We start from the raw sequence: 20,737 nt of genomic DNA on the forward strand, positions 1-20,737 counted from the left end.
CCCGCCGGGGATATCCGTCGGGCGTGGGGCAGGGGCGGCATGGGCGGGTCCTTGCGGGTCGGAAGGGCATGCGGGGCCGCCGTGACCCGCCCGGCCCGCGGGCCGCGCGCGAGCCCGGCGCGCGGCTGATGGTACGGGGTGAAGGTGACGGTTCTTTGTTCACCCTTTGTCGCGGCTTTGCGCACAAGCCCGCCGCCGCTCCGGAACCCGCCCGGCGTCGGGCCTAGGCCCTCTCTTTCGGATCACGCCAGGCGGTCGCCGCCGGAGCACGCACCTCGCCGGCTTGTCGTCGGTCGCCGATGCTCCGCATGGACTCCCTCCTCCGCACCGCCGATGCACGCACTCCAACGACGCCCACTGGTCCGACGTGATCCGAAAGAGAGGGCCTAGAGCACCGGCCGGGCCCGGACCCAGGTGCGGTCCGCGGTCAGGTAGCGCTCGACCACCAGGTCGGCCTCCGCGAGCGCCCGCTCGAACGCCTCCGTGCCGAGCGGGCGGGACAGGAAGGTCTGCGTCCAGGTGCCGTCCGGGAAAACGTACTCGAAGCGCACGGAGTTGACGCCGTCGCCGACCGGCGTGGCCGAGACCAGCCGGGCCCGGGCGCCCGGGCCGATGGCGCTCTCCCGCGGCACGTTCCGGTGCCAGTCCTCGCCCTCGCGCTGCACCAGGACGCAGCCGTCCTCGGTGACGTGGCGACGGCAGGTCTCCAGCAGGCCCCGGCGGACCGTCACGTCACCGGCGTGCACCAGGAAGGAGGCGAGCACGACGACGTCGAAGCGCTCACCGAGGTCCAGCTCCTCGATCGGGCTGCGCACCGTGCGGACATCCGCGCGGACCCGGGCCAGCATGTCGGGGGACTCGTCCACGGCCGTCACGGCGAAGCCGCGGTCGGTCAGCGGGTGCGTCATCCGGCCGACGCCGCAACCGAGTTCGAGGATGCGCGCGCCGGGCGGCACCGCGGCCTCGATCACGTCCGGGGCGTCGCCCGCGGGGAGCCGGCTCCACACCTCGACGGCGCAGCCGTCCGGGCTGATCGCGCCCTCACCCGTTCCGTCGTAACCCGCGCGTCGTTCGTCCGCCATGCCCTTCATCGGAACACGGACGGGTGCACAGGGGAAGAGGGCGTCTGAACGGGATTGTCAGATACCCCAGGGGGGTATATGTTCGACAGCGACGGAGTGAGGGAAGCGGCGCCGAACGGGGCGCCGGGGCGCGTGGAGGACGACATGGCACACCCCGAGCAGCACGAGCACCATGATCACCACGGACACCACGGGCACGGGCACGACCACGGCGGTGGCGGAGCCGGCTGGCGGACGGCCGCGCAGGCGACCCTGCACTGCCTCACCGGGTGCGCCATCGGCGAGATCCTGGGCATGGTGCTCGGCACCGCCTTCGGCCTGCACAACGGCGCGACCGTGGTGCTCTCGATTCTGCTGGCCTTCGTCTTCGGTTACGCGCTGACCATGCGCGGCGTGCTGAAGGCCGGCCTCGACGTCGGCGCCGCGGTCAAGGTCGCGCTGGCCGCCGACACCGTCTCGATCCTGGTGATGGAGCTGATCGACAACACCGTGATGGTCACCGTTCCGGGGGCGATGGACGCGGGCCTCGGCGACCTGTTGTTCTGGGTGGCGCTGGCGGGTTCGCTGGCCCTGGCGTTCGCGCTGACCGTCCCGGTCAACAAGTGGATGATCGGCCGGGGGCGCGGCCACGCCGTGGTGCACGCCCACCACGGGCACTGATACCGACCGGGGGTATCGAAGCCTCTCGCCTGCGGCCCGGGGCCCCCCGGGGGGGGGGGGGGGGGGGCGCGGGGGGGGGGGGGGCCCCGGCGCCCGCGGGGCCCGGGGGGGGGGGGCCCCGGGAGACCCGGGGGGCCGCCCCCCCGGTGGGCCCCCCCCCCCCGGGCAACTGAACCCCCCGGGGGTTACCTACCCCCCGCCCCGCGGCCCCCCCCCCCCGTTCCCCGGGGCGCCCCGGGCCGCGGCGTGTGCGGGGCCCGATCCGCCGTCGGCCGCGGCGTGTGCGGCCCCGGTCTAGCGCGGGCTGCCCTCCAGGTCGGCCAGGGTCGCGTGCAGCCAGGCGAGTTCGGCCTCGGTGGTGGCGCGGGCGACCAGCAGCAGGCCGCGCCGGAACGGGTCGGCGAACTCCTCGGCGCCCACCGGGCGGTCGCCCTCGTAGAAGAAGCTGGCCGGTTCGGCGAGGAAGGCCAGTCGGCGGCGCAGTACGGCGGCCTGGTCGGCGGGGTCGGCGAGGTGTCGCAGGAAGGCGAGCAGGGTGAACCAGCGGTTCTCGTCGCTGACGTCGAGCGGCTCGGGCTCGCGCAGCCGGTCGAGCAGTGCGGTGCGGCCGGCCTCGGTGAGGTGCAGGGTGTGCCGGGGCGCGGCGGCGCTGCCCGGCTCGGTCTCGCGGACCAGCAGGCCGTCCGTCTCCAGGCGTTTGATCGCGGGGTAGAGGGTGCCGTCGCTGATCGGGCGGACGTGGCCGGTGAGCGCGGCGAGGTGGCGGCGCAGCTCGTAGCCGTGCAGGGGGCGGTCGTACAGGAACCCGAGGATGGCGAGCTTCAGCATGGGGCCACTCTCTCAGATCCTTCCCTCGGGGCATGGGTATCTCACTATCGCTATACCTCGACTTCGATGTATGGTCCTGGTCGTCCGCCGGAGTCCCCGGAGCCGGGAGCCGGCACACCCAGGAGGCGCCGGCACACCCAGGAGAAGGAGCGAGTGAGCATGCGCGAGGCCCCCGTCACCCCGAACGGCGACCGGATCCGCTGGGTCGAGCTGCCCGGCGCCGAGCCGGCCCGGCTCTACCTGCACGGGCTCGGCGCCACCTCGCCGGCCTACTTCGCGGCCGCCGCCACCCACCCGCTGCTCGCCGGGCGGCGCTCGCTGCTGCTGGACCTGCTCGGCTTCGGCCTCAGCGACCGGCCGACGGACTTCGGCTACACCCTGGAGGAGCACGCGGACGCGGTCGCGGCGGCCGTCGCGGCCGCCGGGACGGCCCGGGTCGAGGTGATCGGCCACAGCATGGGCGGGGCGGTCGCGATCGTCCTCGCCCAGCGGCACCCGCACCTGGTCGAACGGCTGCTCCTGGTGGACGCCAACCTGGACCGGGTCGACCCCGACCGGCGCCACCCCGGCAGCAGCGGCATCGCGGCCTACGCGGAGGAGGAGTTCCTGGCCGGCGGCCGGGACGAAGTCGCCGAGCGGGTCGGCCCGTTCTGGTGGTCCACCATGCGGCTGGCCGGCCCGGAGGCGCTCCACCGCAGCGCCCGCTACCTCGCCCGGGCGACCGAACCGACCATGCGCGAGCTGCTGCTCGGCCTCGACCTCCCGCGCACCTTCCTCCACCCGGCGGTGGACGGCGAGCCGGCGGGCGCCGGGACCCTCCGCGCGGCGGGCGTACGGGTGGTCGCGGTGCCGGACTGCGGGCACAACATCATGCTCGACAACCCGGACGGCTTCGCGGCCGCTGCAGCACGGGCGCTCGCGCACGGGTGAGCGGGGGAGGCGCCGGTCGCCGCCCGTCGTAGGCTGGGGCGGACCGTCCGAGAGGAGCCCGCCCGATGTCCGTTCAGGTCCCGCCCGCGCTGGCCGCGTCCCTGGAGGGCTTCCTTGGCGCCGAGGGGCGCGCCTGGGTTGCCCGACTGCCCACCCTGGCCGACGAGTTGCTGGACCGCTGGGAGCTGCGCCCGGACGGGCCGGTCGCGCACGGCGTGGTCGGGCTGGTGCTCCCGGTGCTGCGCGCCGACGGGATGCCGGCCGTGCTCAAGCTCCAGCCCGTGGACGAGGAGACGGTGGGCGAACCGCTCGCCCTGCGAGCCTGGGGCGGCCGCGGCGCCGTGCGGCTGCTCGACCACGAACCGGCCACCGGCTCCCTGCTGCTGGAGCGGCTGGACCCCGGGCGCTCACTGCTCGACCTGCCCGACGACCTCGCGGCGCTTCGCTTGATCGCCGAGCTGCTCAGAGAATTGACGAAACGTCAGGCGCCGTCCGGGCTGCGGACCCTGGCGGGTGCGGCGAGCGACCTGCTCGACCGGGCCCCGGCGGCCGTCGCGGTCCTCGCCGACCCGGTGGAGCGGCGCCTGCTCGCCGACTGCGCGGCCGCCCTGTGCGAGGTCCGCGCCGACCCCGGCGACCGGCTGCTGCACTGGGACCTGCACTATGGCAATGTGCTGGCCCCGCTCCCGGGCAGCGGCCGGGCGCCCTGGCTGGCCATCGACCCCAAGCCGCTGGCCGGCCACCCCGGCTTCGAGCTGCTCCCGGCGCTGCGCAACCGCTGGGAGGACGTGGTGGCCACCGGGGATGCCACTAGGGCGCTGCGGCGGCGCTTCGACCTGTTGACGGAGGTGCTGGAGCTGGACCGCGAGGTGGCGGCGGCCTGGACGCTCGCCCGGGTGCTGCAGAACGCGGTCTGGGTGGCCGAGGAGGGCGGGGCGGAGCTGGACCCGGCCCAACGTACCGTCGCCGAGGTGCTGTTGGGGCGCTGACCGGAGAGCCCGCGCGGCTTTCCGTGCCTGCGAGGTGCTGCTGCTCGGGTCCTCCCGCTCGGTGCTTCCGCTTGGCGTTCCCGCGCGGTGCTTCCGCTCAGTGCTCCCGCAGGGGCACGAAGCGCACCGGTGTCCCCGGCCTGGCCTGTGCGGCGGCCGGGAGGTCGCCGGCCGGCACGACGCCGATCACCGGGTAGCCGCCGGTGGTCGGGTGGTCGGCCAGGAACACCACCGGCTGCCCGTCCGGCGGAATCTGAACGGCGCCCAACACCATGCCCTCGCTGGGCAGTTCGCCGCCCCTGGCGCGGGCGACCGGCGGGCCCTCGGTGCGCAGCCCGACCCGGTTGCCGGTCGGGGAGACCAGGTACCGGTCGCGGCCGAGACGGGCCACCGCCTCCGGGTCGAACCAGTCCGCGCGCGGTCCGAGCCGCAGCCGCAGCACCAGCTCGGCCGGGGGGCCGGGCAGCGGCACCAGCTCGGGCCCGGCCCGGTACGGCGGCGGGGCGCCCACCGGCAGCCGGTCCCCGGCGGCCAGCGGGGCCGGCCCGAGCCCGGAGAGCAGGTCCGCCGAGCGGCTGCCGAGCACCGGCGGGACGGCGATCCCGCCCGCCACCGCCAGGTAGCCGCGTATCCCGGCCGTCGCCGCCCCCACCTCGACCAGCGCCCCGGCCGGCACCACCACCGGCGCGCCCCAGGCGGCCGGCCGGCCGTCCACCCGGACAGGCGAGGGCGCACCGGTGACGGCGACCAGCGCCGTTCCGACGGCCCGCAGCGCGACCCCGCCGAGCGTGGTCTCCAGCCCGGCGGCCCCGGGTTCGTTGCCCACCAGCCGGTTGGCCGCCCGCAGCGCCGGCTCGTCCAGTGCCCCGGCCCTCGGCACCCCGAGGTGGGCGACCCCGAGCCGCCCGAGGTCCTGGACCGTGGTCAGCGGTCCCGGCCGCTCCACCACCAGTTCGTTCAACTCCGGCTCCCCTCAGGCCCGTTCCGCCGTGAAGCGGACCCGGGTGCCCGGCGCCAGCAGGGCCGGGGGCTCGCGGTCGGTGTCCCAGAGGGTGAGCGCCGTCCGGCCGATGAGCTGCCAGCCGCCGGGGGAGGGGTGCGGGTAGACGCCGGTGTACGGGCCGGCCAGGGCGACCGAGCCGGCCGGGACGGAGCTGCGCGGGGTGGCCCGGCGCGGCACCTCGTAGCGCGCCGGGAGGCCGGTGAGGTAGCCGAAACCGGGGGCGAAGCCGCAGAACGCGACGACGTACTCGGATCCGGTGTGGATCCGGACGGCGGCCTCCTCGGACACTCCCCACAGTGCGGCGACCTCGGCCAGGTCGGCGCCGTCGTACACGGTCGGGACCTCCAGCAGCGGCCCGCGCGCCGCCCCGGCCGTCGCCGGACGGGCGGTGCGCAGCAGCGCCGCCACCGCGCCGACGTCCGCGACGCCGTCCAGCAGCAGGGTTCGCGCGGCCGGTACCAGCTCTTCCACCGCGCCGAGCGCCCCGGCCTCCCGGCGCTCGCTCAGCCAGCCGTACAGCGCCGCCACCTCGGCCGTCCCGGGCAGCTCGACCAGGAGCGCCCGCTCGCCGACCCGGCGCACCGTCCCCGCCGTCGCGTCGGGGCCGGGTATGCGAGGGGCTGTCACGTGAACGCCTCCACCCGGACTCCGGCGGAGGCCAGGGCGCCGCGGATCCGCCAGGCGAGCTGGGCGGCGCCGGGGGTGTCGCCGTGGACGCACAGCGAGCGGGCCTCGACGGCGATCCGCTCGCCGCCGGCGGCCTCCACGGTGCCGTCCCGGGCGATGGCGACGGCGCGGGTGATCACCGACTCGGGGTCGTGCACCACCGCGTCCGGCTCGCGGCGCGGGACGAGGGTGCCGGTGCGGGTGTACGTGCGGTCGGCGAAGGCCTCGGCGACCACCGGGAGCCCGACGCCCTCGGCCACCTCCAGCAGCAGCGAGCCCGGCAGGCCGAGCACGGGCAGCGGCCCGTCGCAGACCGCGCCCGCCCGCAGCACGCCGGCCACCACGGCCTCGGCCTGCTCGGAGTCGCCGACCACCCGGTTGTAGAGGGCGCCGTGCGGCTTGACGTAGGAGACCTTGGAACCGGCCGCGCGGGCGAACACCTGGAGGGCGCCGATCTGGTACGCGATCTCGTCGGCGAGCTCCTCCGGGGGCACGTCCATCGCGCGGCGGCCGAAGCCGGCCAGGTCGCGGTAGGAGACCTGGGCGCCGATCCGGACGCCGCGCTCGGCCGCCAGGGCGCAGACCCGGCGCATCGTCGACGGGTCCCCGGCGTGGAACCCGCAGGCGACGTTGGCGCTGGTCACCACGGACAGCAGGGCCTCGTCGTCGGTCAGGGTCCAGCGTCCGAACCCCTCACCGAGGTCCGCATTGAGATCGATCACCGCATCGGCCACGCCCGTCCGCCTCCCAGCAGCTGTTGAGCCAGATGGTAGGGCCTGCGGATGAAGGCCGTTGCCCGTGACCCGGAGCCCCGCGGGTGCCGCGGCGTGTGCCCGGGGCCGCACGCCCCGGGGCGGCGCCTCACGGGGTGGCGCCGGGGCGCGAGCGGGCGTGGACCGCCCGGACTCAGCCGGCGGTCACCGGTGTGCGGTAGGCGCGCTCCAGTGGACGCAGCGCCCGCAGCACGATCAGCAGCGGTACGACGCCGAGGACCCCGAACGACATGTCGACGAATCGCCAGGCCAGTGGAATCCCGCGCAGCGGCCCGCAGATCAGTGCCAGCGGGATGACGGCCCCGCAGGCGAGCACGGCCCAGCGGATTACCCAGATGTTGCGGACCGGGTCCTTGAGCGGCCCCCAGAAGGCGGCGGCGATCACCAGGTGGGCGAAGGCCAGCCAGTCGGTGCCGTAGGCCAGGAAGGGGTAGCGCCCGTTGGTCTCGGCGAGGCCGGTGTGGACCCGTTCGAGCCAGGCCGCCGCTGCGGGGAGGCGGTCGCTCAGCGGGGCGGCCGGCCCGGAGGCGAAGTCGACCAGCCAGCGGGTCTCGGTCTCCAGGGGGAACGCGGTCAGACCGCTGAGCACCAGGCAGACCAGGAAGAACCAGAGCCACCGTCGGACCTTGCGAAGGATGACCGCGGGGTCGCCGTTCATTTCGCCCACCTCCATGCCGAGCATGCCGAAGTGCAGGCGGAGCCTTGTCCGACCTGCGCGGAACCGACTCTAGACCTATCTTTTGAACGTGTTCAACTCGCATTTTGGGTGGGGTGGGGCAGGGGCGGCCGGGGCCGCCCCGGAACGCAGCGGTGCCCGGGCTCCGTGGAGCCCGGGCACCGCTGGCGGCCAGTGCGCCGCGTGAGGCCGTTACGCCGTGTAGGTGTACGTCACCGGCGCGCTGGTCCCGCCCGCCGTGGTGACCGTGACGCCCACCGCCCCGGGCTGGGCGCCCGCCGGGGCCGTGGCGGTGCAGGCGGTCGGACCGCAGGAGACATGGGTGGCCGGCACCCCGCCGAAGGCCACCGACCCGTACGTCAGGTTGCTGCCGAACAGGTACACCCGGGTACCGCCGACGGCCGGGCCGGAGACCGGAGAGATGCTGCTGACCACCGGCGCGGCCGGGGCCGGCGGCGGGGCGCCGGTGTAGTCGAAGGTGACCGGAGCCGAGGCTGTGCCGCCGGGCGTCACCACGCTGACCGGGGTGCTGCCCGTGCCGCCCGGGGTGGTCACCGCGCAGGCGGTGTCGGTGCAGCGGCCGGGGGCCGGGACGCCGCCGACCAGCACCATGCCGTTGGCCAGGTTGCTGCCGCTGACGGTCACCGCGGTGCCGCCGGTGCCCGGGCCGGTGGCGGTGTCGAGGCCGGTGACGGCGGGGGCGGCCTGGACGGTCGCCGGCAGGTAGCTCTTGCTGCCGAGGTCGTAGCCGGAGACGTGCCCGGTCGGGTCGGCGTCGTTCGGGTTGGCGACCGTCGCGGTGATCGCGCCGACGATCGGCACGCCGGGCGTGGTGGCCAGGTTGAGCTTCATGAAGTTGTAGCTCCCGACCGCCCGGGTGGCGGTGAACACGGCCTCCAGGTGGCGGTGGTCGGGGGAGAGGGCGGTGGTGAAGGTGTAGTCCGGCGGCGTGGGGAAGAACATCGCACCGTCGGTGGTGACGCCGGGCGGCAGGTCGAGGGTGATGTGGGTCGGCCCGGTCAGGTCCGCGGTGCCGGACACGGTCCAGGCCACCGACATGTTGCCGGTGGTGAAGAACCCGCCGGGGTAGTTCCCGCTCTGCGAGACGGTCACGTGCTGGGCGGAGGTCGAGGCCGCCGGGGTCGCGGCCTCGGCGGTGGCGCCGGTGACGAGGACGGCGCCGGTGGCGAGGGTGGTCACGGACAGCGCGGCGGCGAGGCCCGCTTTGGCCAGTCGGGTGATCATTGGTCGATCATCACCGAACAAGCGCGCCGTCCTCACGCTTTTCTCGAATGCCGGTTCGGGAATGGCGGGATCTCGTCGAAATCACGTTCTGAATCCGTCACCCGTACCGTCGTCCACCTGCCGCTCCGCCCGCCCGCAAGGTCCGTTTCGGTCGATGTCGGTGCGAACCTCTAATCTTGTCCTCCGTGACCGTCATCGCAGACCCGCTCACCGAGCCCGGCCTCCGCCCGCCCGCCGGCCCGGCCGCCGCGCGCCCCGCGCCCGGCCCCGCCGCCGACGAGGGCCTGGCCCGCCGGCTCAAGGCGCTGGCCTGCACCGCCCCGCTGCACGACCTGGACAACCGCAAGGTCAACCTGGCCGGCGAGTACGGCGGCTACGCGATGGCCGAGGTCGGCCTCGCCGCGATCGACCTGGTCACCCTGAACATGGACTTCGACACCGGGGCCGACCGCGACATAGTGCTCGCCCGCCTGCTGCCCCGGGTCGCCGTCCAGGCGACCGGCCGCCCCGCCGCCGAGCACGAGCGGGTCGCCCGCTGGGTGCTGGAGTCGCTGATCAACGTCGGCAGCGTGGACCGCGGCTTCCGCGCCGTCTACGGCACCTTCGGCGCGGACGGCGAGTACGTCCGCCGGGACTACGACTTCAAGCTGATCGAGGAGGTCCCCGGCCCGGACGGCGGCGTCTACCTGCGCACCACCGACGAGGCGGTCAACGTCCTGGTCGGCGCGCTCGACACCGACGTCACCTCGGCCCAGATCGCCGCCGAGGTCAAGCTGGAGGTGCTGATCCGCCGCGGCCGCCTGGCCGACGCCCAGCTCGCCGCCGAGCAGGCCCGCTACCGCACCGTCCAGTACGCCGAGACGCTGCGCCGCGCCCTGGACGCCACCCGCCGCAACGTCCGCGCCGTCGACTGGATGCGCGCCGTCCCCGACCTCATCGCGGAGGCACTGGACCACATCGCGGACCGCTACCGGCACGAGAACGCGATTCTCACCAACATCCGCAAGGCCCGCGACGAGGCCGAGGACCCGGAGCACAAGCGCCGCGCCGCCGAGCTGGTCGACATCGTCAAGGACTGCATCCGCCGCCACACCCAGCTCCAGACCCGCCTGCTGGAGGCCGGCCCGCTGTTCCGCGCCGAGCAGGACCGGCAGGCCTTCGCCACCCCCGGAGCCCGCAGCGGCATCGACCTCTACGGGCAGCTGCTCGCCCCCGTGCTGCGGCTGCCGGTGGAGCAGGCCGTCCGCCCCACCGGCGCCTTCTTCGCCCGTGGCGCCGGCCTGCGCACCCCGGTCTCGGTCCGGGTCGCCGACCTGGTCGACCTGCTGCTCACCCCGCCGGTCGAACGCGAGCACCTCGGCGCCGAGCTGCCCGACCCCGACCTGGTCGCCACCCCGGACGACAGCCGGTTCTCCGAGGCCCAGCTGGAGTCCGCGATGGTCCTGCTCGACCTGCCCCCGGACGCCCCCCGCCGGCTCTCCGGCCTGCTGGCCGACGCCCGCAAGCAGGACCCGGACCTGCCGTACCTGCTGGCCCTGCTCGCCGTGCACGCCGCCAGCCCGCCGGTCGGCACCGCCTACCGCCAGGGCGAGGAGCGGCTGCTGTTCGCCGTGGACGACGGCACCCCGCTGCACGACCCGGAGTTCGGCGGCGCCGACCTGATCGTCGGCAGCGCCCTGCTCGACGCGGTCGGCATGGCCGCCGACCGCAAGGACGCCGGCTGACCGGCCGGGAGGCACACCTTGCCGGGACCAACCTTGACGAACCGTAACCACCGCGCCACCCCCGAGGAGCACCGCCCGTGACGACCCACCACGACACGTCCTGGGCGACCGAGAGCGAACCCGCGGCCCCCGCGCCGATCACCCCGGCCGACGTCGCGGACGCCGCCCGGCTGGTCTCCTTCGGCCTCCAGGCCAAGCTGCTGCCCGCCCGGGACGCCGAGTACGCCGAGCTGGTGCGCCGCCACCGCGAGGACCCGCCGTTCGCCCGGCTCGCCGACGCCGTCGCCACCGGCATGGGCCTGGTCGTCCTGGAGGTCTCCCCGCGGGCCGGCATGGCCGTGGCCGCCGCCGAGGACTCGCTGTTCGCCGTCCGGATGGGCGACTACTCGCGCCGCGCCGCCTCCGAGTCCACCGACCGCTTCCTGCACGGCCTGGCCCACCTGGCCGTCGCCGCGATGGCCTTCCCCCGCCCCGAGGACCTCGCCGACGACGGCTACCTCGGCCGGATCACCGTCAACGGCGTCGACTCCTTCGTGCGCCAGGCCTGCCGCCGCCTGGAGGAGCAGGCCGATGCCGAGGGCGCCAACACCGACCCGGCCTCCGACGCCCCCGGCCTGGAGGCGGCCTGGCGGGTCTGGGCCCGGCGCACCGCCACCGGTGCCACCAAGGACGCCCGCCGGCTCTCCGGCTCCACCATCGGCATCGTCGCCAAGGCCGTGCTGTTCCTGGTCGACTCCGGCTTCCTCCAGAAGGTCTCCGACGATTCCGGCGGCACCTACCGCACCACCGCCCGCTACCAGCTCCAGGTGCGCGACCTGGCGGGCAGCGCGGCCATGGCCGAACTGCTCGACCTCGGCATCGTCCCGGTCTCCGACGGCACCGCCAGCCTGTTGCCGCCGGACACCGGCGACGAACTGGTCGCCGACGCGGGCCTGCCGTTCCACTCGCTCTGAACCCCGGTGCCCGGAGTCCACCCGCTCCGAGCACCGGCGCCCAGAGCCCACCCGCCCAGATCCCATCCGCTCCGAGCCCACCGTGCCGGCCTCCCGCCGGGCACACCCGGTCCCGGAGCACCGCGCCGGCCCCCGGCCCACCCGCCCCGAACCGGCCCGCCGCCCACCCCTCACGCCACGCAAGCCACGGAGAACCGCCGCACATGTACGAGCTCAACCGGGTCCGCCTCTACTCGATCGGACCGGCCGGCGCCCGCTACGCCGACACGGTGCTCGACCTGCGCGGCGTCGGCGAGCCGGTCGCCGACCCGGCCCCGCAGCAGATCGGCCTGTTCGGCGAGGACACCGACGGCCCGGTCCGCCGCCCCGCCCCCGCCGGCGTGCTCTTCCTGGAGAACGGCGGCGGCAAGTCCGTCCTGCTCAAGCTGATCTTCTCGGTCATGCTCCCCGGCCACCGCAACACCCTCGGCGGCGCCAGCTCCGGCGTGCTGCGCAAGTTCCTGCTCGCCGACGACTGCGGCCACGTCGCCCTGGAATGGCAGCACACCGTCACGGGCGAGCTGATCGTGGTCGGCAAGGTCAGCGAGTGGCGCGGCCGCCAGGTCTCCTCCGACCCGCGCAAGTTCGCCGAGACCTGGTACTCCTTCCGCCCCGGCGCCGGCCTGACCCTCGACTCGCTGCCGGTCGCCGAACGGGTCAGCCTGGCCGGAGACCAGAAGGCCCGCGGCCGCCGCCGCACCATGAAGGGCTTCCGCGACGCCCTCACCGAGGCCGGCAAGGCCCACCCCCACCTCGACCTGGTCTTCGAGGACGGCCACGACCGCTGGACCGAGCACCTCGGCGAACTCGGCCTCGACCCCGAACTCTTCCGCTACCAGCGAGAGATGAACGCCGACGAGGGCGAGGCGGCCGGCCTCTTCGCGGTCAAGCACGACAGCGACTTCACCGACCTCCTGCTGCGCGCCGTCACCGACACCCGGGACACCGACGGCCTCGCCGACCTCGTGCACGGCTTCGCCGCCAAGCTCGGCCGCCGCGCCGAACTCACCGCCGAACGCGACTTCACCGCCGGCTCGCTGGACCTGCTGGAGCGCATCGCCGAGACCACCACCGCCCGCGAGACCGTCCGCGAGGCCCACCGCACCGCCGAACGCCGCACCCGCCGCCTCGCCCACGCCCTCGCCTCCCGCGCCACCGCCGAACGCGACCGCGCCCAGGACCTCGCCATCGAGGTCGCCGCCGCCGCGAGCGCCGTCACCGCCGCCGAGGCCGACCGCACCCGGCACAGCCTGATCACCGACGAACTCACCCACCGGCACGCCACGTTGGGCCTCGCCGCGGCCACCGCCGAGGCCGCCGCGCTGCGCCGCGAACTCATCGACGCCCGCACCCTGCACTCCGCCTGGCAGGCCGCCGAGGCGGTACTGCGCCAGCGCGCCGCCGCCGACCGTGTCACCCGGGTCGCCGCCGCCATCCGCGAGGCCGAGCTGGACGCCGCCCCCGCGCTCGCCGCCCGCGCCCGCGCCGCGACCGCCCTGGCCCGCGCCCTGGAGGCCGCCGCCGCGGCCGCCGAGTCCCGCGCCGACACCGAGGAGGAGCGCGCGGGCGAACTCCAGCAGGACGGCGGCAAGGCGCAGTCCGACGCCACCGAGGCCGCCACCGCCGCCCAGAAGGCCCGCAGCGAGGCCGAGCACCTGCGCCAGCGTCTCGCCGAGGTCGAGCAGGAGACCGAGGCCGCCGTCTCGGCCGGCTTCATCGACGCCGACGGCGACGTGGACCCGGCCCGCGCCGCGCTGCACGCCGCCGACGTCGAGAAGGCCGCCGCCGCCGCGCTCGCCCAGGCCCGTACCGCCGCCGAGTCCGCCGCCGCCCGGCTGCGCGAGTCCGCCGCCGCCACCTCGCGCGCCGAACTCGCCGCCGAGCGGGCCGGCGACGCCCGCAAGGACGCCGCCCGCGCCCTCGCCGCCGAGCAGCGCACCGCCGCCCTGCTCGCCACCGAGGAGCGCCTCGCCGACCTGCTCTCCCTGACCCCCACACCTACCGATTGGAGCGAGGACGGGTCGGGCGCCGAGGAGGACGCCGGGTTCCTCACCCCCGCCGTGCTCGACCGCAACGCCGAGTACCTGCGCGAACTCCTCGACGAGTCCATCGCCACCGCCGAACGCACCCTGTTCGACCTCCGCACGGCCGCCGCCGACGACTCCCGCATCCTCGCCGCCCTCGGCGACGGCGGTCTGCTGCCGCCCGGCCCGGACGTGCTCGCCACCGTCGAGTACCTCGCCGAGCACGGCATCCCGGCCCTGCCCGGCTGGCGCTACCTCGCCCAGTCCGTGGACCCGGCCGACCACGACGCGATCCTCGCCGCCCGCCCCGAACTGGTCGACGGCGTGGTCGTCACCGACCCGGCCTCGCTGGAACGCGCCCGCGAGGCCCTGCAGGCCGCCGCCCTGCTGCCGCGCTCCACCGTCGCCGTCGGCGCCGCCGCCTCGCTGATCGCCCCGATCACCGACGAGCCCGCCTTCTTCCTCGTCCCGCCGAACCCGGCCATGCACGACGAGTCCGCCGCCGACGGCGAGCGCCGCGAACTGCGCGCCCGGGCGAGCGCCCGCGAGGAGCACATCCGCGAACTGGCCGGCCGCCTCGGTGCCGACCGCGCCCTCGCCGCCCGCCTCGCCTCCTGGCACGCCAGCTGCCCGCCCGGCACCCTCGCCGAATTCGCCGCCGCCGCCGAGGCCGCCCGCGAGCACGCCGAGCAGGCCGCCGCCGCCCTGGCCACCCTGCGCGCCGACCACGACGAGGCCGAGACCGACCACGCCGCGGCCGCCTCCGTCCACGAGGAGCACCGGGAGGCCGCCCAGCGCGCCCGCCGCCGCGCCGACGCCCTCTCCGGCCTCGCCTTCCGGCTGCGCGAGCGCGGCAACTGGGCCCGCCGCCAGCGCGAACTCGCCGAGGACGCCGCCGAGTGCGACCGCCGCCAGGTGCTGTGCGCCGAGCGCGCCCGCACCTGCGACGAGGACCGCCGCGCCGCCCAGCGCGCCGCCGACGACGCCCGCCGCACGGCCCGCGCGCTGCGCGCCGAACGTGCCGAGATCCCCGCCGCCGAGCAGTCCGACGAGCCCGTCGAGACCGCCCCCGCCGCACTGCCCGCACTGCGCGAGGCCTACCGCGCCGCCTCCCAGCTGTACGAGAAGGTCGGCGTCGGCGCCGACCTGCGCGCCGAACAGGCCCGCGCCGAGGGCGACGAGGCCGCCGCCGCGACCGAACTCGACCGCCTCACCAACAAGGTCCGCACCCGCGCCGAGGAGCTCCTCGGCAGCCCCGACGGCGCCGACGGCCCGGCCCGCCAGGCCGCCGCCGCCCGCGCCGAGGAGCTGGTCGCCACCATCGAGGCCCGCTCCGCCGCCGCCAGCGAGCAGCTCGGCCGGCTGCGCGGCGAGGCCGAGCGCTCCGCCCCCGCCGACGGCGAGGCGCACACCGAGCTGCCCGAGGACCTCGTCCCCACCGATCCGGAGCACGCCCAGGTCCTGCTGCGCACCGCCACCAGCCGACTCGCCGAGCGCCGCGAGGCCCTGGACGCCGCCCGCACCGCCCACGCCGACCTCCAGCGCACCTTCGACAGCGCCCAGGCCTCGGCCGCCGACTTCGACGAGCTGGCCGGCCAGTTGCGCGACGGCCTGCGCGACCAGCAGGAGGACCCGGACGACCCGGTCGAGCCGTACCTGGGCTCGCTGGCCGACGCCCGCACCGGCGCCACCGAGGCCCGCCGCTCGCTGCGCACCGCCGCCGGCGAGCTGTCCTCCTCCGAACTCGCCGTCCGCGACGCCTCCGACGCCCTGGTCCGGCACGCCAACGCGGCCCGCTACGAGGCCGTCCGCACCCCCGCCCGCCAGCAGATCCGGGAACTGCCCGCCTCCGCGCTGCCCGAGCACGCCGCCGCCTGGGCCGCGGCCTTCGCGCCCCGGCTGCGGGTGCTCACCGACGAGCTGGCCCAGCTGGAGAAGAACCGCGGCTCGATCGTGGACCGGCTGCGCGGTCTGGTCGAGTCCTCGCTCACCACGCTGCGCGCCGCTCAGCGGCTGTCCCGGCTGCCCGAGGGCCTGGGGGAGTGGTCCGGCCAGGAGTTCCTCCGGATCCGCTTCGAGGACCCGGACCACGCCACCCTGGTCGAGCGCCTGGGCGAGGTCATCGACGAGGCCACCCGCGCCGCCGTGAAGAAGAACAGCGACCTGCGCCGCGACGGCATGTCGCTGCTGCTGCGCGGGGTCGCCGCCGCGATCGGCCCCAAGGGCGTCAGCGTCGAGATCCTCAAGCCCGACGCGGTGCTGCGGGCCGAGCGGGTCGGGGTCGGCCAGATGTCCGACGTCTTCTCCGGCGGCCAGCTGCTCACCGCGGCCATCGCGCTGTACTGCACGATGGCCGCGCTGCGCGCCAACGACCGCGGCCAGTCCCAGCTGCGGCACGCCGGCACGCTGTTCCTGGACAACCCGATCGGCCGCGCCAACGCGACCTACCTGCTGGAGCTCCAGCGGGCCGTGGCCGACGCGCTCGGCGTCCAGCTGATCTACACCACCGGCCTGTTCGACACCACGGCGCTCGCCGAGTTCCCGCTGGTGATCCGCCTGCGCAACGACGCCGACCTGCGCGCGGGCCTCAAGTACATCTCGGTCGAGGAGCACCTGCGCCCGGGCCTGCCGGCCGCGCCGGACCCGGACGGCCCGACCATCCACGGCGAGATCACCGCCACCCGGATGTTCAAGCGCCCCGCGGAGGTTCCGGCGCAGACGTGAGCGGGCCCCGTCCGGCCGGGGGAGGTTCCGGTCCGACCGTGAACTGACTAGCGTGATCTCCATGCTGACGATCGCGCACCTCAGTGACACCCACCTCGGCCAGGTCCACCGCCGGGACGGCGGCAGGCGCGCCCGGCGGCGGGCCGAGCAGGTGATGGCGTACCTCGACGCCCTGCCCGGCCCGCTGGACGCCGTGCTGGTCACCGGCGACCTCGCCGACCATGGCCTGCCCGAGGAGTACCGGGAGGTCGCCGAGGTGCTGGCCTCCCGTCACCCGGTGCTCATTTGCCCCGGCAACCACGACTCCAGGGCGCCGTACCGGGAGGTGCTGCTCGGCGAGGCGCCGGGGGAGGGGCCGGGGGAGGGGCCGATCAATCGCCTGCACCAACTGCCGGGCGCCGACGTGCTGATGCTCGACTCCTCGATACCCGGGCAGGACGACGGCCTGCTGGACGAGCGGACGCTGGACTGGCTGGACGCCGAACTGGCGTCCGGCCGCGGCGAGTTGCCCGCGCTGGTGGCCTTCCATCACCCGCCGGTGGAGCTGCACCTGCCGTACGTCGACCCGATCCGCCAGTTCGGCGAGGCGCGGCTGGCGCAGGTGCTGCGCCGGCACCCCCGGGTGGCCGCCCTGCTCTGCGGCCACGCGCACACCTCCGCGGCCACCACCTTCGCCGGTCTGCCGCTGCTGGTCGCGCCCGGCGTGGCCTCCACCGTCACGCTGCCGTTCGAGGGCGGGCGCGGCATCTCCTTCGACCACCCGCCGATGCTGGCCTTCCACGTCCTGGACGGGGACCGCCGGCTCACCACCCACTACCGGGCGCTGCCGGCGCGGGACTGACCGATCGGCCCGGCGCTACGGGTGGTTGGGCCGCACCCGGGCCTGGCGCGGCGGCTGTTGCGGTGCCTGGCGCGGCGGTTGGTACGGCTGCTGGTGCGGCGCTCGCTGCGGCTGGTGCCCGGGCCCGTACGGCTGCTGCCGCCCCGGACCGCCGTACGGCTGCGGTGGCTGCTGCTGCTGCTGCGACTGCGGCTGGGGCGACTCGTACGGCTGCCGGTACACCGAGGAAGGCCCGGGCCGGGGGAACGGCCGGGCGGCCAGCGGCTCGGAGGGCCCCCGGCCGCCCGCCGTCGGGTTCGTGGCGCCCGGCGTCCGCATCCGCTGGGCCGCGACCTGGCGGGAGATCAGGATCTCCAGCAGGCACCACATGGTGCCGAACACCCCGAGCCCCATGGCCAGCAGTGCCGGTGTCAGCAGCCAACTGCCCGCGTACGAGGCCAGGGTGGCCACCACGACGCCCACCAGGGTGAAGGACAGGCAGAGCACCGCCCGGACTGCGGCGGCGCGCACCTCGTCGGGCAGGCGGCGGCGACGGCGGCGGCGTGGCACGGACATCGAGCGACCCCCAGGCGCGTGGCGCGTGTTCTGTGAAGCATACGGAACGGGTGCACACGAAACGCGCCCCTCGCCTCACTCTGCCCCGCCGAACCAGGACTATGCGTCCGAAACCGCCGAACTGCCTTCAAATCGTGTCATCCAGGCCGTCCCGTCGTGTCATCCGGGCCGTCCGGGCAAGGCCCGGCGCCCTCAGGCGGCCCGGTTCAGTCCAGCTGGACGTTGAGCTCCTCCAGCGCGCCGGTCACGATCGTCCGCATCGCCCGCTCGGCGTGGACGGCGTCCTCGGCGCAGATCGCCTCCGCGACCTCGCGGTGCAGGCGGATCGCGTACGGCTCCGGCTGATGGGGCATCAGATGGTACTCGGTCCGGCCGGTGAGCACCGCCGCGACGCTGTCCCCGAGGTGGGCGAACATCTCGTTGCCCGAGGCGCGCAGCACCAGCGAGTGGAAGGCGATGTCGTGCCTGAGGAAGGCGTTCAGGTCGGCGGCCCGTGCGGTGACCGTCAGGTCCACGGCCAGTGAGCTGAGTTCGCGCCGGTCGTCGTCGCTCGCGTGGGTGGCGGCGAGCGCGGCCGCGGCCGGTTCGACGGCCACGCGCAGCGAGCCGAGCGAGCGCAGCTGGGCCGGGCGGTCCGCGCCGGCCAGGCGCCAGCGGATCACCATCGGGTCGAAGACGTCCCAGAGCGACTTCGGCTGCACGGTGATCCCGACCCGTCGCCGGGACGCCACCATCCGCATCCCCTCCAGGACGCGCACCGCCTCCCGGACGACCGTCCGGGACACCCCGAACCGGCCCTCCAGTTCCTCTCCGCGCAGTACCGCCCCCTCGGGGATCTCCCCCGACGCGATCGCCGGCCCGAGCTCGGCAAGCAGCCGACCGGGCAGCCCCTGGATCTCCATCCGCCCAGCGTAGACGCCCGCTCCGCGGGCCTTCACCTCGCCCTGCGACCCAGACCACATCGTAAAAGTATGACGATTTGGTTTCCGTCACTTGAATACGTCATATCTTTGAGGCGATAGTGGCGGCCAGGCAACGAAGGAGCACCACCCCATGGCTCTCAGCGTCGAGAACCACGACCTCCCGCAGGCCCCCCTCACCGTCGTGGTGATGGGCGTCTCGGGCGTCGGCAAGACCACCCTGGCCCGCCTGCTGGCGGACCGTCTCGCCCTCCCCTTCGCCGAGGCGGACGAGTTCCACCCCGCGGCCAACATCGCCAAGATGTCCGCCGGCGTCCCGCTGGACGACCAGGACCGCGCCCCCTGGCTGCGCGCCGTCGGCGCCTGGCTCAAGGAGCGGACCGAGGCCGGCACCGGCGGTGTGGTCACCTGCTCGGCGCTGAAGCACCGCTATCGCGAAACCCTGCGCGCGGCCTGCCCGGGCGCCTTCTTCCTGCACCTCAGCGGTGGCCACGAGCTGGTCGAGGACCGGCTCAGCCACCGCACCGGCCACTTCATGCCGTCCTCGCTGCTCGACTCGCAGTACGCCGCCCTGGAACCGCTGGCGGCGGACGAGCGCGGAGGCGTCCTGGACGTCGGCCCGTCCCCCGAAGAACTCGTCGAGATGGCCGTGGCGCTGCTGCGGCCCGTCAATGGAGACCTCGCGTGAGCATTGCCCCCACCCTGCTGGCGGCCGCCCCACCGGCCCTGCCGCACACCAGCAGCGACTCCCAGCTGCTGATCGCGGTGCTGCTCAGTATCGGTGCGATCGTCGTACTGATCACCGAGCTGAAGCTGCACCCGTTCCTCGCCCTCACGCTCGGCTCCGGCCTGCTGGCCGCCGTCGCGGGCGCCCCCTTCGACAAGCTGCTGAGCAGCTTCTCCACGGGCTTCGGATCCACCGTCGCCAGCGTCGGCCTGCTGATCGGCCTCGGCGCGATGCTCGGCAAGCTGCTCGCCGACTCCGGCGGCGCCAACATCATCGCGGACACCGTCCTCTCCCGGACCGGCAACAAGGCGCTGCCCTGGGCGATGGCGCTGATCGCGGCCGTGCTCGGCCTGCCGCTGTTCTTCGAGGTCGGGGTCGTCCTGCTGATCCCGATCGTGCTGCTGGTCGCCCGCCGCGGCAACGTACCGCTGATGCGGGTCGGCATCCCGGCGCTGGCCGGCCTGTCGGTGCTGCACGGCCTGGTGCCCCCGCACCCGGGCCCGCTGGTCGCGGTCGACGCGCTGAAGGCCGACCTCGGCATCACCCTGGCGCTCGGCCTGCTGATCGCCGTCCCGACCCTGATCATCGCGGGCCCGCTGTTCGCGCGGCTGGCCGAGCGCTGGGTCGGCCCGCTGGAGATCCCGGCGGCCACCGCCCCCGAGGAGACGGCCAAGCACGACCGCACCCCGTCCTTCGCCGCGGTGCTGGCCACCATCCTGCTGCCCGTCGTGCTGATGCTCGGCAAGGCCCTGGCCGACGTCGTGATCGACGACCCGAAGGCGCTGGTCCAGCGGGTGTTCGACTTCATAGGCTCCCCGCTGATCGCCCTGCTCGCCGCGACCCTGCTCGGCATGGTGACCCTCGGCAGGGCGGCCGGCTTCGACAAGGCCCGGATCTCCGACACCGTCGGCAAGTCCCTCGGCCCCATCGCCGGCATCGTGTTCATCGTCGGCGCGGGCGGAGGCTTCAAGCAGACCCTGATCGACGTGGGCGTCGGCAACGCGGTCAGCGAGTGGTCCGGCAAGTGGCACATCTCGGCGCTGCTGCTCGGCTGGCTGATCGCCGTGCTGATCCGGCTGGCCACCGGCTCGGCGACGGTCGCCACGATCACCGCCGCCGGCATCGTCTCCCCGCTGGCCGCGAACATGTCCTCGACCCACGCGGCCCTGCTGGTGCTCGCGATCGGCGCCGGCTCGCTGTTCTTCTCGCACGTCAACGACGCCGGCTTCTGGCTGGTGAAGGAGTACTTCGGGATGAGCGTCGGGCAGACGCTGAAGTCCTGGTCGGTGATGGAGACGGTGATCTCGGTGGTCGCCATCGCCCTGATCATGCCGCTCAGCCTGATCATCTAGCGCGCGAAGCAACGACCGCCGAGGGG

The 20,737-nt window shown here is 75.1% G+C and carries 18 protein-coding genes; 9 read left to right on the forward strand and 9 right to left on the reverse strand.

Going from position 1 to position 20,737, the window contains the following annotated elements; translation table 11 throughout:
• Positions 1 to 386: 386 nt before the first annotated feature.
• The gene (locus ACFVVA_RS33085) at positions 387 to 1,082 is read right to left on the reverse strand and encodes a class I SAM-dependent methyltransferase (protein ID WP_387694437.1); all 696 of its coding nucleotides are present in this window, start codon (positions 1,080 to 1,082) and stop codon (positions 387 to 389) included.
• Between the two features lie 144 nt (positions 1,083 to 1,226).
• Between ACFVVA_RS33085 and ACFVVA_RS33090 the strand changes: the two genes are divergently transcribed.
• Positions 1,227 to 1,742 carry a DUF4396 domain-containing protein gene (locus ACFVVA_RS33090; protein WP_387694438.1) on the forward strand — a complete coding sequence of 172 codons (516 nt, stop codon included), beginning with the start codon at positions 1,227 to 1,229 and terminating at the stop codon, positions 1,740 to 1,742.
• Between the two features lie 294 nt (positions 1,743 to 2,036).
• Here ACFVVA_RS33090 and ACFVVA_RS33095 read toward each other — a convergent pair whose 3' ends face one another.
• Positions 2,037 to 2,570: a PadR family transcriptional regulator gene (locus ACFVVA_RS33095; RefSeq protein WP_359911083.1), complete on the reverse strand. Its 534-nt coding sequence runs from the start codon at positions 2,568 to 2,570 to the stop codon at positions 2,037 to 2,039.
• A 159-nt stretch (positions 2,571 to 2,729) separates the two neighbouring features.
• Between ACFVVA_RS33095 and ACFVVA_RS33100 the strand changes: the two genes are divergently transcribed.
• Positions 2,730 to 3,500, forward strand: a complete 771-nt coding sequence (locus ACFVVA_RS33100; protein ID WP_387694439.1) for an alpha/beta fold hydrolase — start codon at positions 2,730 to 2,732, stop codon at positions 3,498 to 3,500.
• Positions 3,501 to 3,565: 65 nt separating this feature from the next.
• Positions 3,566 to 4,489: an aminoglycoside phosphotransferase family protein gene (locus ACFVVA_RS33105; protein WP_387694440.1), complete on the forward strand. Its 924-nt coding sequence runs from the start codon at positions 3,566 to 3,568 to the stop codon at positions 4,487 to 4,489.
• 97 nt (positions 4,490 to 4,586) lie between these two features.
• On the opposite strand, the gene ACFVVA_RS33110 is transcribed toward ACFVVA_RS33105, so the two are convergent.
• From ACFVVA_RS33110 to ACFVVA_RS33130, 5 genes are all read right to left on the reverse strand, one after another.
• Complete coding sequence (locus ACFVVA_RS33110) at positions 4,587 to 5,450, reverse strand: biotin-dependent carboxyltransferase family protein (protein ID WP_387694441.1); 864 nt, start codon at positions 5,448 to 5,450, stop codon at positions 4,587 to 4,589.
• Between the two features lie 12 nt (positions 5,451 to 5,462).
• Positions 5,463 to 6,119, reverse strand: a complete 657-nt coding sequence (pxpB, locus tag ACFVVA_RS33115) for a 5-oxoprolinase subunit PxpB (RefSeq protein ID WP_387694442.1) — start codon at positions 6,117 to 6,119, stop codon at positions 5,463 to 5,465.
• The gene (locus ACFVVA_RS33120) at positions 6,116 to 6,892 is read right to left on the reverse strand and encodes a 5-oxoprolinase subunit PxpA (protein ID WP_359911098.1); all 777 of its coding nucleotides are present in this window, start codon (positions 6,890 to 6,892) and stop codon (positions 6,116 to 6,118) included. The genes pxpB and ACFVVA_RS33120 overlap by 4 nt, the downstream gene beginning before the upstream one ends.
• 172 nt (positions 6,893 to 7,064) lie before the next feature.
• Positions 7,065 to 7,589, reverse strand: a complete 525-nt coding sequence (locus ACFVVA_RS33125; protein WP_387694443.1) for a hypothetical protein — start codon at positions 7,587 to 7,589, stop codon at positions 7,065 to 7,067.
• Between the two features lie 210 nt (positions 7,590 to 7,799).
• Entirely contained in the window at positions 7,800 to 8,852 is a 1,053-nt protein-coding gene (locus tag ACFVVA_RS33130) for an IPT/TIG domain-containing protein (protein WP_387694444.1), read from the reverse strand.
• A gap of 194 nt (positions 8,853 to 9,046) precedes the next feature.
• Here ACFVVA_RS33130 and ACFVVA_RS33135 point away from each other — a divergent pair, with 194 nt between their 5' ends.
• From ACFVVA_RS33135 to ACFVVA_RS33150, 4 genes are all read left to right on the forward strand, one after another.
• Positions 9,047 to 10,576 (forward strand): hypothetical protein, encoded by a 1,530-nt coding sequence (locus ACFVVA_RS33135; protein WP_387694461.1) that lies wholly within the window; start codon positions 9,047 to 9,049, stop codon positions 10,574 to 10,576.
• Positions 10,577 to 10,653: 77 nt separating this feature from the next.
• A complete protein-coding gene (locus ACFVVA_RS33140; protein WP_359911107.1) occupies positions 10,654 to 11,529 on the forward strand; it encodes a hypothetical protein in 876 nt (291 codons plus the stop codon).
• A 203-nt stretch (positions 11,530 to 11,732) separates the two neighbouring features.
• Positions 11,733 to 16,316, forward strand: coding sequence for a hypothetical protein (locus ACFVVA_RS33145; RefSeq protein ID WP_387694445.1), 4,584 nt, complete (start codon positions 11,733 to 11,735; stop codon positions 16,314 to 16,316).
• A 61-nt stretch (positions 16,317 to 16,377) separates the two neighbouring features.
• A complete protein-coding gene (locus ACFVVA_RS33150; RefSeq protein ID WP_387694446.1) occupies positions 16,378 to 17,157 on the forward strand; it encodes a metallophosphoesterase in 780 nt (259 codons plus the stop codon).
• A 15-nt stretch (positions 17,158 to 17,172) separates the two neighbouring features.
• Here the strand turns inward: ACFVVA_RS33150 and ACFVVA_RS33155 are convergent, their stop codons facing one another.
• Positions 17,173 to 17,712: a hypothetical protein gene (locus ACFVVA_RS33155; RefSeq protein WP_387694447.1), complete on the reverse strand. Its 540-nt coding sequence runs from the start codon at positions 17,710 to 17,712 to the stop codon at positions 17,173 to 17,175.
• A 206-nt stretch (positions 17,713 to 17,918) separates the two neighbouring features.
• Complete coding sequence (locus ACFVVA_RS33160; RefSeq protein WP_359911119.1) at positions 17,919 to 18,614, reverse strand: FCD domain-containing protein; 696 nt, start codon at positions 18,612 to 18,614, stop codon at positions 17,919 to 17,921.
• A 151-nt stretch (positions 18,615 to 18,765) separates the two neighbouring features.
• On the opposite strand from ACFVVA_RS33160, the gene ACFVVA_RS33165 reads away from it, so the two are divergent.
• Positions 18,766 to 19,320 (forward strand): gluconokinase, encoded by a 555-nt coding sequence (locus ACFVVA_RS33165; RefSeq protein ID WP_387694448.1) that lies wholly within the window; start codon positions 18,766 to 18,768, stop codon positions 19,318 to 19,320.
• Between the two features lie 2 nt (positions 19,321 to 19,322).
• A complete protein-coding gene (locus ACFVVA_RS33170; protein ID WP_387694462.1) occupies positions 19,323 to 20,711 on the forward strand; it encodes a gluconate:H+ symporter in 1,389 nt (462 codons plus the stop codon).
• Positions 20,712 to 20,737: the final 26 nt, after the last annotated feature.

It is taken from the genome of Kitasatospora sp. NPDC058048, assembly GCF_042885555.1.
Taxonomy (GTDB): domain Bacteria; phylum Actinomycetota; class Actinomycetes; order Streptomycetales; family Streptomycetaceae; genus Kitasatospora; species Kitasatospora lactacystinica.

Excerpts from the sequence above, each read along its gene's own strand:
- ACFVVA_RS33130 (WP_387694444.1), bottom strand. The coding sequence starts at position 8,852 with ATGATCACCCGACTGGCCAAAGCGGGCCTCGCCGCCGCGCTGTCCGTG.
- ACFVVA_RS33085 (WP_387694437.1), bottom strand. The coding sequence starts at position 1,082 with ATGGCGGACGAACGACGCGCGGGTTACGACGGAACGGGTGAGGGCGCG.
- ACFVVA_RS33160 (WP_359911119.1), bottom strand. The coding sequence starts at position 18,614 with ATGGAGATCCAGGGGCTGCCCGGTCGGCTGCTTGCCGAGCTCGGGCCG.
- ACFVVA_RS33095 (WP_359911083.1), bottom strand. The coding sequence starts at position 2,570 with ATGCTGAAGCTCGCCATCCTCGGGTTCCTGTACGACCGCCCCCTGCAC.
- ACFVVA_RS33090 (WP_387694438.1), top strand. The coding sequence starts at position 1,227 with ATGGCACACCCCGAGCAGCACGAGCACCATGATCACCACGGACACCAC.
- ACFVVA_RS33100 (WP_387694439.1), top strand. The coding sequence starts at position 2,730 with ATGCGCGAGGCCCCCGTCACCCCGAACGGCGACCGGATCCGCTGGGTC.
- ACFVVA_RS33150 (WP_387694446.1), top strand. The coding sequence starts at position 16,378 with ATGCTGACGATCGCGCACCTCAGTGACACCCACCTCGGCCAGGTCCAC.
- ACFVVA_RS33125 (WP_387694443.1), bottom strand. The coding sequence starts at position 7,589 with ATGAACGGCGACCCCGCGGTCATCCTTCGCAAGGTCCGACGGTGGCTC.
- ACFVVA_RS33155 (WP_387694447.1), bottom strand. The coding sequence starts at position 17,712 with ATGTCCGTGCCACGCCGCCGCCGTCGCCGCCGCCTGCCCGACGAGGTG.
- ACFVVA_RS33165 (WP_387694448.1), top strand. The coding sequence starts at position 18,766 with ATGGCTCTCAGCGTCGAGAACCACGACCTCCCGCAGGCCCCCCTCACC.
- ACFVVA_RS33105 (WP_387694440.1), top strand. The coding sequence starts at position 3,566 with ATGTCCGTTCAGGTCCCGCCCGCGCTGGCCGCGTCCCTGGAGGGCTTC.
- ACFVVA_RS33145 (WP_387694445.1), top strand. The coding sequence starts at position 11,733 with ATGTACGAGCTCAACCGGGTCCGCCTCTACTCGATCGGACCGGCCGGC.